Below are 13,768 nucleotides of genomic sequence, written 5' to 3'. Positions count from 1 at the left end.
TGGCTCCGGGGAATGGGAGAGCCCGGCCGCGGGCGGTCGGCGACAGCGGGCTGTGAAGTGCTCCAGAAACCAGGCGAGTTGGCAGCCTGGCGGGGCGGGGAACACCGCGGACGACGGTCAACGGCGGGGGGACGGCTTGAACATCGCGGGAGTGGGCACCGCGGGATCCGTTGAGCTGGCCGGGGCAGCGGCGGCCGCCGGGCCCATCGCGGAGCGCAGCCGGGCGGCGGCTCGGCGGACGGCACCGAACTGGTTGCGCGGGCCGTCCGGCCGGCCGGCGAGGTGGTCGGTGTGCAGGTGCAGGCGCCGGGCGGCCTCGCCCAGGCTGTCACTGGCGGATCGGTACCCCTGCTCGGCGTACTGCAGCTCAAGGCTGGTCGGCGGACGGCCCTGGCCAGCCGTGTCGAGGACGAGTTCGAGGACTTCGCTCAGGTGGTGGGAGCTGAGGGCGACGAGGCTGGCAGCGCGGGCGGCGGCCTTGGACTCGCGGCGGGCGGCCTCCGCCGTGTCCGGGGCGGTGAACGGGTCGACGGGCTGGGCGGCGACGGCGACAGCCCTCATGTGCAGGGCTTGTAGGGTGGCCAGTTGCTCGACGGCCAGCTCGGGGGACGGCATGCGGAAGGGCTGTCCGGGACGGGACGGCCAGGCGGCGAGGGCGGCGGCCGTGCGTTCGGCGAGTGCGAGCAGTTGCTGTTGGCGGTCGGTGAGGTGGGGCAGGACGTGCTCCGGTGCAAGGGCGGGGTCGCAGGAGGTCTTCGCCGCAGACAGGGTGAACTGGTCGGTTCCCCCGGGAAGTTGTCTGCGGGTCAGCGGGTGCGCGACGGCGGGGACACGTTCGGCGGGGCGGCCGGCGGGGCGGGCAGGATTCCTGCGGCGGTGTTCGGGCGCACAGCGGACCGCAGCCTCGCCGCGGCGCGGCGGACGGCGCCGGGCCGGCGACGAGGAGCGGGCGAGTGGCCCGGGACGTGTTCGGCGTGCAGGCGCAGGTCCTGGGCGGCGCCGTGGAGGCGGGCGCTCGCCGCCAGATAGTGCCCGCCGGCGCGATGGAGGTGGGCGGCTTTCGGCGCCTCGTTCCGGTTCTCGGCGGCGACGGCGAGTCCGAGGACCGCGGTCAGGTCCTGTATGCCGATCGCCACGTGGCCGGCGGCGCGGGCCTCGGCCTCGCGACCGGCGGCCTCGTCCGGTGTGGTGAGCGGTTCGAGGGGCCGGGCGGCGGCACCGACGGCCTCCGTGTGCAGGTGGCTCAGCACGGCCAGCTGTTCGGCGACCAGGACGGTGGAGGGCAGAGCGAACGGCTCCATGGTCCGGGAGAACGGCCAGCTCTCGGCGGCCGCCTCCAACTTCGAGGCGAGGGCGAGCAACTCCTTCTGGCGGTCGGTAGGTTCGGGCAATGGCGCTCCAGACGGTCTGTGTGTCAGTGGCCCCGGCGCAGGGGGATGACGGTGGCACCGGGTGCAGCGGCGCTGCGGAGGGCTGTGGTGGCGGGCTGGGCGCTGACGATCGTGGATCGGGCCAGGGCGGCGCTCCGGGTTCCGCCGCGGCGGGTCAGGTCGGTGACGGCCGCGGGCTGCGGGGCGGGCGTGAGCCGGTCGGCGGCGTCGCGCAGTACGCGGGCGGCGTCGGCCACGGCTTCGTCGGCGCGGGCGAGGGCCTCTCGGGTCTCGAACCGCCGGTCGTCCGGGGCGAGCAGCACGGTCGCGGTGCCGGCGATGGCGGCGAGAGCGCGGGCGCTGTGCCCGGTCGCGGCGGTCAGCGCGGCCAGGAGGCCGCGATCCGTGGCGGGGTCCGAGACCTTGAAGAGGTACTCGTCGCTGAAGTCGGCTATCACCGAGGTCAGGTGGGTCATGGGCCAGGCAGCCTCGGCCAGGTGGCCGGAGGAGAGCGCCGGGATCAGGGTTCTGCGCACGGACTCCAGCCGGTAGGCCGTGCTGCGCAGCAGCGCCTGCGGGTCGCTGTCGGACAGGGTGTCCTCCTCTCCGGTCAGCGGCGCGCGGCCGGGGCGGCCTGAGTGGTGCTGCTGGCCGGGCCGGCGGCAGGCGGCGAGGAGACGATCAGGGTGGCACCGCGACGGCCGGCGGCCTTGGCGGCTACGGCGACCTCGGCCGCAGGCCCGTGCGGCTCCGCCAGGTGGCGGGCGGCTTTGCCGCTCGGCTCGGCCAGCGCCTCCTGCTCGCGTTCGAGTTCGCGCTTGCGCACACGGGCGAGGCCGCTGCGGGTGTCACGGATCGTGCGGATGGTGTGGGAGAGCATGTCGTCGATCTCTGCGAATCCCGCCGCAACCCGCTGCTCCAGGCCGGGCGAGTAGAAGTGGAAGCCGACCGTGCTGCGCGGGCGGGTCTGGTTGGAGAGGTCGCACGCGCGGTTCAGCAGCACCGTCATCCGCTGCAGGGCGTCGGTTGCCCGGGTGGCGGCGAAGGCGGGGCCCCAGCTCTCGCCCGAGTTGGCGACCCGCGGCCCGGGGCGGTGCGACAACTCGGCCCGCAGGGCGGCGGCTGTGGCGATGTAGCCCGTGAGATCGGCGATGTTCCGGGCGAGCAGATCGGGGACCTTGGCCGGCGGGCGCCGGGCGGTGTGCCGCACATTGCGCCGAATCTCGGCCAGCCGATCGGCCAGGTCCGCGAGGCGCTGGACGTCCTCGACGGCAATGTCCGTCATCGGTGCCGCCCGCCGGTCTGCACCACCGGGCTCTGCACGGCGGCTGCCGCGGGCGCCGGGCGGGCATGCCGGGCGGTCGCGGTGGGGGGATGGGGTGCTCCGAGGGGCGGGAAGCCCTCCCGGATCTCGGCGACCTCCCGCCAGCCGGCGACCAGTGAGTTGTAGGCGATGGCCGCCGACGCGAGGATCCGAGGGCTCAGCTTGTCCTGCTCCGTGCGCTCGGCGGCGCTGTGCGCAGGGCCGGCGGTGTCCGGGTCGGCTTCGAGGGCGACGGCTGCCTCCAGCGCCTCGGCCAGGTGGCGGTTGGCGAGCGTGGCGTACCGGCGGCCGGCCCTGAAGCCCTGAACGGCAGTCTTCCGGGCCGGGTCGGCGGCGTCGCCGAGTTCGCCGAGGCGGATGTTGCAGTGCTGCAGCACGGTCATGACGTGCTCGGCAGCCTCGGCCAGGGATGCGGAGGTGGGCACGGCGGGATGGCCGGGCATGGAGGGATGCGCGTTGAGTGTCTGGGCCAGGTGGAAGAAGGCGTCGCGCAGTTCGGTGATCTCGGTGGTGACGTCGGCGGGGGTGGCGGTGGGAATGGGAGGTCTCCGATGGGCGGGTGGTTACCGGCGCGGTGCGGCGGCCGCGGCGGCGGGGAGGGCGGGGACGGTGGACGGGCCGGAGGCGAGGGCGGGCACCTGCCGGGCGGAGGTGCTGCGGGCTACGGCGGCACGGCGGCGGCTTGCCGGGAGCGTTTCGGTGCGGCCTGCGCGGGCCTGCCGGCGCAGGCCGTCGCTGGCGTCGGCGAGGGCGAGGCGGGTCCGCGACAGCGACAGGTTCAGTTCGCGGCCCGCCCGCTCGCGCACGTCTTCGGCGCGCGGGCCTTCGAGACCGTCGGCCTCGTGGAGGCGGGCGGCCATGGCGCCGGCCCGGCTGACGGTCGACAGGGCCTGGCCGATCTGGGCTCCGGCGTCGGCCAGCGCCCTTGCTGCGGCGCGCTGGCCGCTGGTGGCCAGCGGCGCTCCCGCCAGGGCGGCGGCGGTGCGCAGGATGACCTGGTGGCGCTCGCCGATCCGTTCGGCGTGGTGGAGGAGTTCGTTGATCGACGGCGGGCCCTGCTCGCGGTAGGCGCCGGGGAGGGAGGAGATCAGGTCGTCGACCGCGTCGGCGTGGGCCCGCAGCCGGGTGGCGGCGGGGGTGGGCGGCCGCGCGCTCTCCCGCGGTGGCAGGGGGTTCTGTGCGTTGTTCAGTACGTGCTCCTGACAGGGGCTCGGGGCGGCGCCGCCAGCTGGGCGGGCGAGGGCGCGGAGGCCGGGAAAGTGGCGGGTGCCGGGGTGCGGGTGCGGGTACGGGCTGCGCTGTGGCGCGCCGGGGCGGGGTCACCGCGTGCGGGAGGCCCGAGCCCGGTCGCGGTACGCCATCGGCCTTGGACCGATTCGGCGTCGCGCAGGACGTGCAGGGCAGAGTCGAGCAGGCGGGCGGCGGGAACGGAGGCGTCCAGGGCCAGGAGGCGCACCGCTCCGGCGCGGGCGGCAGTCGTGCGCAGCAGGGCGGCGCGCAGGACCTGCTCGGCCCAGTAGCCCGACTCGCCGCGGTATCCGGCGCGGGTGACCGTGCGGACGCGGTCGGCGGTGAGGGTGCCGGTGGTGAGGGCTCCGCGGTGCTGGACCTCCCACAGCACGGTCAGCGGGTCGATCGGCTCGCCGCGGTGGCCGAGAGCCGCCAGCGCGCGGTACACCGCCTGGTGCCCGGGATCGAGGAGGTCGTCCGGGCGCAACCAGCGGACCAGCTCGGCGAGTTCGGCGGGTGCGGCGCTCAGCGAGGCGAGCAGCGCCTCCTCCTGGTGCAGGGTGCTCCGCGCGGCGTCCTCGGAGAGTTCGAGCGGCCACTGGCCCGGCGCGGCCACGGGACGCCCGTCGGACGATCCCCAGGCGTCGCCGAGGCGGTCGATCGTGGTGTGCAGCTCTGCGGTCAGCCGCAGCACCGCGTTGGTGTCGGCGTCGCGGGTGGCGGCCAGCAGCCGGTGGGCGTGCTCGTGGATCTCCCGCCGCACCGCGGTCTCCAGCACCATCCGGCCGTAGGCGAGGGCGTGGTCGGCGGTCGGGCAGGCCGAGATCAGGGTGTGCCCGTAGGAGGGGGTGAAGGACGGGCAGGAGGTCGCGGCTGTCTCCATCGCCTCCAGCGCCCACGCCCACCGCTTTTCGGGCTCGTCGTCCTCAAGGGCCGGATGGCCGGCTTTCTGCTGGGCGAGCAGCACTTCGTACAGCGCCGCATGGGTCGGCCGGTAGAAGTGCCCAGGCTGCAACCAGCTGGCCACGGAGGCCAGTTGGGCAGGTGAGAGGAGGAGCGCGCCGAGGAGAGCCTGTTCTGCCTCAGCCTGCGGAGTCACCGTGGCTCGGCGGCCCACTGCGTGGCGGCCTGCTGCTTGTGGTGGGCGCTCACCTCGTGAACCTCCCGGCGGTGGGCGGCGGCCGGAAGGCTGCGGGCGCCGTGCTGGACGCGGGGTGCCGCGGAACGGCGGGCAGCCCGGTGGAGGGGTCGGTGGCCGGCAGAGGGGCGATGCGGCGCGGGTTGATCCGGTCGGCCCACTCCTGCGCTTCCCGCTCGGACCGGAACCCGCCTTCGTCGAGGGTGTAGAGGGCCCGTAGGCGATCCACCGTCTCCAGCTGCACGACGAACCGGCGCTCTGCGGCACGGGGGTGGCTGTCCTGCAGCAGCACGTAGTGGGCTTCGCGCTGGCCCTCTGTCACGTGCTCGGGGTAGGCCGTCCGCTGGGCGAGGATCTGGTAGCGGTCGCCGGAGCGGCGGATGCGATCCTCGATCGTCCGCGTTCGAGCGTCACCGGGCCGGGTGCACCAGTAGTCACCGGCCGTCTGCAGGCCCTCGGCCTGGTAGTCGTAGACGCCGACGCCCAGCCGGTACGGGTCGGCAGGAAGAGGCCGGTACCGGCCGAGCGCATCCGGGTCCGCGCCGCGCCGCACGAGCCAGTGGCCGGCCCATCCGTAGGTGAGGGTGTGGGCCATCCGGGCGTGGCAGGTCCGTTCGTCCGGGTCGAGCCGGAGGTGGATGGCCGCCGCGCGTTCCTCCACCCACGGTTCACCCGCGTACAGGTCGCAGCCGGCGACGATGAAGTGCTCGGTGCTGTCGAAGTTCTGGTCGGCCGCGGCCACCGTGTAGTGCTCGGCGTCGAACCACAGGTCGCGCAGGAGCCTGGCGCTGGCCGGGTCGGCGGCCTTCCACTCCCGGTACAGGTTGTCGATCATGCCGGGGAAGCTCACACCGACTCACCTGACCTGCACGAGTACGGGGAGCAGCCGTCCTCGGGCCCGAACTCCTCGCGGTCGAAGGCGATGCGCTCCTGCGTGCCGAGGCGTTCGCGGCGGGTGCGGTGGTCGATGGGTGCCTGGTCCAGCGGTACGCGGGAGCGGTGTAGGTACGCCTGGCCGAGCAGCGGCCGGCCGTCCGCGTTCGCCCGTGCGTTGCCCGCACGGATCGCGGCGTCGAAGTCGACGACGTCGGCCCACTCCTCGGGGTCGCCGTCGCGGATCGACCTCCACTGGGCGTTGCCGTGGAACGGGCACCCCAGGCAGCTGGACTTCGGGGTGCTCTCCAGTCCGTGCTCGGCGAGCAGGCCGAGGCAGTCGCCGCGCGACAGGCCCAACTCCAGCAACGGGAACCGGTTTCGGGTGTAGCGGACGTCGGCGTCCTTGGCCCGGTGGAACTCGTCCGTGCTGATGCCGATCCACTGCTCGGCGAAGACCTCCGGCGGTATTCGGGCCGGGTAGGGGTATCCGAGGATCTCCCTGACCTGCTTCTTGATCGGCTTGATCTTGTACTCGCCGGTGCACTGGCGCCGCGTCATCCCGGGTGTGCCGTCCTGGTTGAGGACGTAGAGCGGCATGCTCGCGAAGCGGTGGCCGGGGTCGAGGGCATCGGCGCGGATGTTGCCGGAGGAGACTCGCAGGACGGGGATGCCGGCCGGGGCGGCGATCTCGCGCTCGACGCGGTCGAGGTGCTCGTAGACGCGCTTCGGCTCCCAGCCGGTGTCGGCGAAGATCGCGTAGTCCAGTTTCGGGAGTTCCCCGAGGGCGGAGAGCAGCAGCAGGGTGGTCGACTGCACGCCGGCGCCTAGAGAAAGCGTGCGCACGGTCGGCTCGGCGGGCGGTGCCGCCGCGGGTGCGGGGTGGCGGCTCATGCGGCGGCCCCTGCCTTGGCGCGGGCGCGCTCGGTGATCGCGGCGGTCTGCTCGGCGGACGCCTTGCCGATCGCTCCGGCGCCGGGTTCCTTGTACCAGGGCCGCAGTTGGAGCATCGCGGGCTTGATCCCGGTGGCCAGCAGCAGGGCCTTGCCCTTGGGCAGGGCGCGGATCTGATCGGGCGGCAGGATCCGCTCCTGCCGCATCGAGGTGGAGGTCGAGCGGCCGGACTCCGAAGTGGAGTGGGAGACGCTCTCGACGTCGTGCTCGCCCACCAGGCGGCTCAGCTTGTCGGCGAAGTCCGCGTCGTCGATGCCCGAGCCGATCACCTTGACCGTCGCGGCGGACCACATGGCGTCCATACCTGCCTCGCCCCAGCACTTCTGGCCCTGGCGGTAGGACTGGAGGATCGTGATCGGGATGACCCCGCGCGAGCCCAAGTGCGAGTACAGGTCCGGGAGATCCTGGATCTTGCACACGTTGGCGGCCTCGTCGAGGATCGCCAGCAGGGGTGGATCGAGCCGGCCGCCGTCGCGCTCGGCCTGCTGCACGGCGGTGCGCATCACCGAGTCGGCCGCCGCCGCGATCAGCGCGCTCGCGGAGCCGCCGCCGTCCTTGGACAGCAGGAACAGCGTGTCCCGGCTGGTGGCGAACTCGGCCGGCTTGAACTCCGGCAGGGTGTCGGACGGGGTGACCCAGACCGCGATGCTGGGGTCCAGCAGGCAGGCCGCGTACTGACGGGCCGTCTCGTAGATGCCGTCACGCGTCTCGACGGCGCCCGAGACGGTGCCCTGCAGCTGGGCGGCGACGGCGGTGAGCCGGTTCGCCTTGAGGATGTCGATGGGGGTGCGGTCGGAGGGCTGGGCGAGCCATCCGAGGACGTCGGTGATCGGTCGGCCGTCGGCACCCGCCGCGAGGAACAGGGCGGTGAGGGTGTTGGCGGCGGCAGTGGACCAGAAGTCGGTGGCGCTGGAGGCGTCGACCGAGGCGGTGACGAAGTGCCCGGCGAGCCTTCTGGCACCGGGCAGGTCGCGGGCATCGTGCAGCGGATCCCACCACATGGCCTGTTCGGTATGGGCGATCTGCTGCGGGTCCATCGCCCAGACCCGGCCGACGGCCGAGCGGGCGTCGGTGGTCGCGGTGAACGCGTCGCCAGCGGCCTTGTTACTGGTGAGCAGGACCGGGCCGGGGGCAGCCAGGATGGACGGGACGGCGAGCGAGGTGGTCTTGCCGGAGCGCGGGGCCATGATCGCGACCGCGACGTCCTCCCAGGACGCGCGGACCTCCGGACCGCTCTCGCCCAGGGTGCCGAGCAGGATGCCGGTGTCCTGGGGGCGGATGCTGCCGGGCTTCGCGGAGGCGAGGCTGGGGCGCAGGCTCTTGGCCTTCGCGGTGATCTCCTTGGGCAGCAGGACCGCGATGTCGCGGCTGGTGGCGAGCCCGGCGGACGTGGAGCGGCGGTGGCGCAGCCACAGCCGCAGACCGAGTCCGGCGGCGCCGGCGGCGAGGAGGCCGGGGACGATGCGGGCGCCGATCAGGAGCGCGACAACGCTCAGAGCGGGCCAGGTCTGCTTCGGGTGCAGGGCGGCGGTGACCGGCTGGAACGGCGACCAACCGCCGCTTCCGAGAAGGGCATTGGTGGTGTTGCCGCAGGCCCAGGCGAGGGAGCCGTAGGCGATCAGCGCCAGGCCGGCGCCGATCAGGGTGTAGAGGAGGGCGTCGGTGCCCGGGGAAGCGGATGGAGAGGAAGGTGAGGAGGAGGGCAGTGGGGGTCCTTGCGGGAAGCCGGACCGCGGGAGGGGCACGCGGTCGGCGTGGGGAAGCCGGAGCGCGCGGGGAAGCAGCGCGGTCGGCGTGGGGAAGCCGGAGCGCGCGGGGAAGCAGCGCGGTCGGCGTGGGGAAGCCGAACTGCGGCCCGAGGCAGCACAGTTGGCGAGAAGGTTGCTGTTGCCCTTCCGGGCGGGCGGCGGGGCGCGGTCAGCGCGCGGGCGGCTCGGCGATCTGCGGGTGCGGGGCGGCGTTGCGGGCGGCCTCGGCGGCAGCGGCTTGGTGGATGCGGGCGCCCGGTCCGGCTGTCTGGGCGGCGGGCGAGATGCTGCGGGCGGCCGAGTACCGCTGGCGGGTGGCGGCCATGTCGAGGTGTCCGAGCTGGTCGGCGACGGCGGCCACCCGGTAGGCGCCGACCGCGAGTTCGGTGCCTTGGCGGAAGAGCGGCTCGTGGACGCCGGGTTCGCTCCAGGCGTCGGCCACGTGGGTGCCGAGGCGCGTGAGGAGGGTGGCCAGCGCCTGGACCGGACCGGGCGGCAGGAACAGGCCGTGGAGCATCTCGGCGGCTTCGTCCGGATCAAGCGCCTCGATGCAGTCGTCCAGGTCGGCGATGGCGCGGGACATGCGGACGGTGGCGTCGTGGACGCGTGCGGCGGGCGTGCGGGAGTGGGGTTCGGGCAGGGTCGGCCTTTCGTTCAGCGGGATCGGTGCCCGGTCGGCGCCGGGGCGGGGGCCCAGGCCGGTGGTCGGGGGCTGCGGACGGGATGAGCGTGGGGGCTGTGGCTCGCCGCCACAGGTGCGCGGCGGGACTCGAAGTCCACCAGTTGGCAGACCGCGTGGGCGCGGGACAGATCGCGGTCCAGGTATGGGAGACGGCCGTCCTGGCGGGCGAGGGGTGCGATGATCCGGACTTCGTGGCTGTCCACGCGCAGGGCGATCCACCGGCAAGCCAGCGGATCGCCTGCGGGGGCGATGCCGGTGGCGGCCAGCACCCGGTGGGCGGTGTCGGCCCAGCAGGCGTCGGGGAGCGGTGGCGCGTCGGGGTGGGCGCGCAGCGTGCAGTGCCACACGTCCCGCTCGCGCCCCGGCCGGCGCTCGCGGGACGGGCGCAGGCGGACGAGGTCCGCGTCCAGGTCGGCGGCGAGCGCGTCGAATTCGGCGGTGCCGGGTTCCGGCAGGTCCGGCACCGATCGCCAGGCGGCGATGATCCGGGCCCGGGGATGGCCGTGGCGATAGCGGGCCTGGTGCTGGGCGGCGACGAGCAGGTCCCGGGTGCTGGCGTAGCGGGTGATGCTCGGAATCAAGGAGGAACGTTTCCTCAGCGCCGGAGTGACGGTGGGGAGGTGACCGGGGTTGCGGGCGGCGCTGCCGCGGTCACCGGGCCGGCCGTTGAGCGGATGCGGGCGGGGCGGGGTGCGGCGGCGCGCAGACCGGTGGCCACGCCGGCGAGGTCGACACCCGCCTCGTACACGTCCTGGCTGGTGCGGCCGAGGTCGAGCTGCAGGTGGGCGGTGCCCTCGCGGGCGCCGCTCCAGCGCGCCGCCGTGGCGAAGAAGTCGGACAGCTCGTCAAGGTGCTGCTCGGCCTGCTCGACGAGGCGGGCCGCCTCGGCGGGGTCGGTCGTCTCCGCGAGCCGGGCGGTCAGCTGCCGCACTGCGGCGGCGGGATCGGGAGCCGCAGCGTCGGTTGCCTGTGTGCGCTGCGGCGGGGTGGGGTCGGCCTTCAACTGGTGGGGCGGGATCTCGAACGAGTGCCATGGCCACAGGCCGCCGACGCGGTAGAGGCCGCGGTCGTCGGGTTCGATGTCCTCGCTGCCGCTGATGCCGGCGTGCTCGGCCGTCCAGCTGAAGCGCACGTCGCCCCCGCTCCCCCAGCGCGCGGTGAGACCGCAGCTGTCGGCGGCGAGGTCGGCGGTGATGCGTTCGGCCACCTCGCGGGTGAACCCGGCGGTGCAGTAGGGGTGGGCGTTGTTGCCGTCGGTGTGGTCGGGTCCGACCAGGCCGAGGTAGGGGGCGCGGTCGTAGGCGCCTTCGACCCAGAAGAGGTGCAATCGCTCGCCGGCATCCGGGCGCGGGCCCGTGGTGCCGTGGGCTGCGGTGATCTCGGCGGGGCTGGTCGAGGCCCAGGCTCCAAGACCCCGTGTGAGGTCCACGGTGTCGTCCTCGGCGGCGGCAAGCGCGCCCTCGATCGCGTCGGCGACGTCGGCGAGGTATCGGCGGACCCGGTAGGCGGACGGATTGGACTCCGGCTCGGATCCGAGCGGATCCAGAGCACGGGATCCCTGCCGGGTCAGGCGGGCTGTCAGGGAGAGGACGCCTTCGTGGTCCAGGAGCCCGGAGACGAGCTGGGCGACCTGCCCGGGTGTGGTCAAGTCGGTCTCCGGTAGGTGTTCTGCGCCGGTGGGCCGGGAAGTGGTGGTCAGGGGCGGCAAGGGGTGAGCGTCTCCGGGCTGGGTCAGTAGTGGGGGTTCTCGGTGGAGCGGTCGGCGTCGGTGGCGGCCGCCAGCAGTTCTGGCAGGTCGTTGGGAGCGGCGTCGCGCTGGTCGATCCACCATCCGGCCCGGTCGAGGGTGCGGGCCTGCTCCTCGATCTCCTCCCAGGCGTCTTCGTCGAGGCTTCCCTCGGCGACCAGCACGCGGTAGGCGGTGGTCATCAGCTGGTGGCGGGAGCGCTCGCCCCAGGCCAGGGCCTTGTCGGGGCCCGTCAGCGGCGGCATTCGGAACTCGGCGGCCCACTGGGTGGCGGCCTGCTGCTCTTCGGCGCGCTTGCCCTCCAGCCAGGCGGCGCGGCCGGCGTCGTCGCCGTCGCGCTGGGCGCGCCAGCAGTCGGTGCAGTCACGCCCCGAGAGCCAGCGCGCGTAGCCGGCGCGCCGGTCGGCCGGACGGGCGGAAAGGTCATGGTCGGCGGTGTGGCCGCAGGAGTGCTCCACGGCCCAGACGGTCTTCACGGGCAAAGGGGGGAAGTCTCCAGGTCAGCGGGTGTGGATGCTGTAGGCGAGGCGCGGGTCCTCGGGGCGACGCGCGGCCTCGGCGGGCTGGGGGGCGCTGACCCGTCCCAGCTGCAGGCTGGTGGTGCGGGCGGCGTGGGCGCGGGCGCTCAGTGCGGGGGTGGCCGCCGGGCGGTCGGCTCGGCCGGGTCGGTTGGCGCGGGGGCGGGAGGTAGGGGCAGCGGTGACGGCCTCCAGATCCCGGCGGACGCCGCCGAGCATGGTCTGGGCATCGGCCAGGGTGGCGGACACGGCGACGGGATCGAGGGACTGCGGGTCGTCGGACAGCTGCTGGGACAGTCCGGCGAGGATCTCGTCGATCGTGGCGAGCGTCTTCTGGCGGTTGGTCACCAGGGCGGCCATCCGGGCGTCGGGCGTGTGCCGCGTCTCTGGGGCGGGGTTCAGCCGGGTGTTGAACGGGTCGGCCGCCGGGGTGTTCGTCGGCGCCCGGTCGGGCCGGCTGTTCTGCTTCGGCGGCTCGGCGGGGACGGCCTTGGTCAGGAACGGGTCGGCGGGCCCGGCGTGCGTGGGCGGCTTCCGCTTCTGTTCGTCGGTCTTGGCGATGCGGGTTGCGAACGGGTCCTCGCCGACGGGGCCGGGTTCGTAGGACAGGTCGGTGGTGACGTGCAGTCCGGCGGCGCGCAGGGCGGCGACGGTGTCGGCGGCGCGTCGGGTGCCGTCGGCGTCCGGCCGGGTCAGCGCGAACAGGTGCGGCTGGCCGGGGGTGCGGTAGAAGCCGTGCTGGGCGAGGAGCTGCGCGACGGTCGGGTTGTTGGAGCGGTCGGTGGCGACGATGCCGTGCTCCGGGCTGGAGCCGATCACTACGTCGTCGGCCGGCCCGGTGGTGCCGGGGGTGATGATCGCGGCGTTCACCGCTGCTGCGGCGACGGTGGCCGGGCTGGCGTAGCCCGGGTGGTCGGCGTAGTCGAAGGCGGGGTCGGCCGCGACGGTGGCATGGGTGAAGCGCAGGGCGGCGACGGCCTGCCGGGCGTGAAGGAAGACGTTGTCGGTGCGGGCGGTCAGAACGAGGCGGTCGCTGCCCGCGAGCGGGGTGAAGCCGTAGTCGGCCAGCAGGCGGCGGTGCTGGTAGGTCGCTCGGTCGAGTCCCGTCACCGCGACGCCGTGCACCGGGTCTCGGACGAACTGGATGGTGGGGTCGGTGATGCGGGTCTCCTAGAGAGAGGCGGTGTGGACGGCCTGCGGGGCAGCGACGGGTGCCGGGGCGGCGGCCTGCAGGATCGGTCCGCCGGTCAGGGCATGGGCGGCAGCTGCGGTGGAGGCGGTGGCGGCGCTGGAGCGGGCCGAACGGGCGGAGAGCGTCGGGGCCACGGGGGTGTCGAGCACCGTGTTGAGTTCGGCCAGTTCGCGCTGCAGGCCGGTGAGGTTCGAGAGCAGGGTCTCGGTGGCGATTCGGACCCCGTCGATCCGGCCGCCGATCTGCTGGTCCTGGCCGGCGGGCAGGTGACAGGCCCACTGGCCGATGTCGTCGAGCAGGCCGGTCAGCTGCGGGAGCGCGCCGGTGCGCTGGTCGACGGCCGCGTCGAGCAGGTCGGCGATGTCGCGGTTGTCGGTCAGGCTGCGGATGTTGACGCGCTCGACGGCGAGGTCCTCGACGGCCTCGGCGAGTCGCCCGGCGCTGGCCGGCGGGGTGGCGAGCCCACGGGTGGCGACCTGGACGTCGAGGGTCTGCAGGACCATGCTCGCGCGGGCGGCGGCCACCAGGGCCTGGCGCTCCCCCATGTCGGCCGGCTGGAGGTAGATGTCCCGGCCGGCGCTGTCGTAGGTGAACCCGAAGCGCGCCAGAACTTCCGGGACCAGTCCCTCGGTGGAGTCCGCGGCGGTCGCCGCGACGATCCCCTCGGTGGGGTGGCTGGCGAAGACGACGTCCGCCCCGTCCGGGACGAGGGCGCGGTCAGGCTCCAATGGACCGCTGAAGGTGTCGACGCGCAGCCCTCCCACGTTCAGGAGGAAGGCGGCCCGGGCGGCGCGGGCGACAGCGTCGGAGCCGTTGAAGACGTAGCTGCCGGCCTCGCCGGTCCGGGCGGCATCGTGCTGTTCGAGGAGCAGCCGGACGCTGTCCGACAGGTCGGGGCCTATCCGGACGGTGATCGCACCGTCCGGACCGGGCATGAAGGAGATGTCTGCGGGCATGTGGTGATCTCGCTGGTCGGAGAAGGGACGGGAGGA

16 protein-coding genes are annotated in these 13,768 nt (G+C 74.2%); all 16 read right to left on the bottom strand.

Translation table 11 applies throughout. The features are described from left to right. Positions 1-117: 117 nt before the first annotated feature. Positions 118-615: a hypothetical protein gene (locus tag ACFV4P_RS31230; protein ID WP_380476837.1), complete on the bottom strand. Its 498-nt coding sequence runs from the start codon at positions 613-615 to the stop codon at positions 118-120. 191 nt (positions 616-806) lie between these two features. Continuing rightward, positions 807-1,391, bottom strand: coding sequence for a hypothetical protein (locus tag ACFV4P_RS31225; protein ID WP_380476836.1), 585 nt, complete (start codon positions 1,389-1,391; stop codon positions 807-809). Between the two features lie 23 nt (positions 1,392-1,414). Beyond that, complete coding sequence (locus ACFV4P_RS31220; protein WP_380476835.1) at positions 1,415-1,906, bottom strand: hypothetical protein; 492 nt, start codon at positions 1,904-1,906, stop codon at positions 1,415-1,417. 74 nt (positions 1,907-1,980) lie between these two features. Continuing rightward, positions 1,981-2,655 (bottom strand): hypothetical protein, encoded by a 675-nt coding sequence (locus ACFV4P_RS31215; RefSeq protein ID WP_380476834.1) that lies wholly within the window; start codon positions 2,653-2,655, stop codon positions 1,981-1,983. Further along, complete coding sequence (locus tag ACFV4P_RS31210; protein ID WP_380476833.1) at positions 2,652-3,119, bottom strand: hypothetical protein; 468 nt, start codon at positions 3,117-3,119, stop codon at positions 2,652-2,654. The genes ACFV4P_RS31215 and ACFV4P_RS31210 overlap by 4 nt, the downstream gene beginning before the upstream one ends. Before the next feature lie 138 nt (positions 3,120-3,257). After that, positions 3,258-3,554, bottom strand: a complete 297-nt coding sequence (locus tag ACFV4P_RS31205) for a hypothetical protein (protein ID WP_380476832.1) — start codon at positions 3,552-3,554, stop codon at positions 3,258-3,260. 326 nt (positions 3,555-3,880) lie between these two features. Further along, a complete protein-coding gene (locus ACFV4P_RS31200; RefSeq protein ID WP_380476831.1) occupies positions 3,881-5,023 on the bottom strand; it encodes a DnaB-like helicase N-terminal domain-containing protein in 1,143 nt (380 codons plus the stop codon). A gap of 49 nt (positions 5,024-5,072) precedes the next feature. After that, positions 5,073-5,897 carry a hypothetical protein gene (locus tag ACFV4P_RS31195; protein WP_380476830.1) on the bottom strand — a complete coding sequence of 275 codons (825 nt, stop codon included), beginning with the start codon at positions 5,895-5,897 and terminating at the stop codon, positions 5,073-5,075. 11 nt (positions 5,898-5,908) lie between these two features. Continuing rightward, the gene (locus ACFV4P_RS31190; RefSeq protein ID WP_380476871.1) at positions 5,909-6,739 is read right to left on the bottom strand and encodes a hypothetical protein; all 831 of its coding nucleotides are present in this window, start codon (positions 6,737-6,739) and stop codon (positions 5,909-5,911) included. Positions 6,740-6,825: 86 nt separating this feature from the next. Further along, positions 6,826-8,634: a type IV secretory system conjugative DNA transfer family protein gene (locus ACFV4P_RS31185; protein ID WP_380476829.1), complete on the bottom strand. Its 1,809-nt coding sequence runs from the start codon at positions 8,632-8,634 to the stop codon at positions 6,826-6,828. A gap of 172 nt (positions 8,635-8,806) precedes the next feature. Then, on the bottom strand, positions 8,807-9,220 hold the full coding sequence (locus ACFV4P_RS31180) for a hypothetical protein (RefSeq protein WP_380476828.1): 414 nt from the start codon (positions 9,218-9,220) through the stop codon (positions 8,807-8,809). 71 nt (positions 9,221-9,291) lie between these two features. Beyond that, positions 9,292-9,900 (bottom strand): hypothetical protein, encoded by a 609-nt coding sequence (locus tag ACFV4P_RS31175; protein WP_380476827.1) that lies wholly within the window; start codon positions 9,898-9,900, stop codon positions 9,292-9,294. Positions 9,901-9,914: 14 nt separating this feature from the next. Continuing rightward, complete coding sequence (locus ACFV4P_RS31170) at positions 9,915-10,967, bottom strand: hypothetical protein (RefSeq protein WP_380476826.1); 1,053 nt, start codon at positions 10,965-10,967, stop codon at positions 9,915-9,917. An 83-nt stretch (positions 10,968-11,050) separates the two neighbouring features. Beyond that, positions 11,051-11,548 (bottom strand): hypothetical protein, encoded by a 498-nt coding sequence (locus ACFV4P_RS31165; RefSeq protein WP_380476825.1) that lies wholly within the window; start codon positions 11,546-11,548, stop codon positions 11,051-11,053. 18 nt (positions 11,549-11,566) lie between these two features. Then, a complete protein-coding gene (locus ACFV4P_RS31160; RefSeq protein WP_380476824.1) occupies positions 11,567-12,694 on the bottom strand; it encodes a hypothetical protein in 1,128 nt (375 codons plus the stop codon). 60 nt (positions 12,695-12,754) lie between these two features. Then, a complete protein-coding gene (locus ACFV4P_RS31155) occupies positions 12,755-13,732 on the bottom strand; it encodes a hypothetical protein (RefSeq protein ID WP_380476823.1) in 978 nt (325 codons plus the stop codon). Between the last annotated feature and the right edge of the window lie 36 nt (positions 13,733-13,768).

The sequence above is a fragment of the Kitasatospora sp. NPDC059795 genome (genome assembly GCF_042732175.1).
Taxonomy (GTDB): Bacteria; Actinomycetota; Actinomycetes; order Streptomycetales; family Streptomycetaceae; genus Kitasatospora.
Note: the sequence above shows the minus strand (reverse complement) of the source record. Positions and strands in the feature narration are given on the sequence as shown.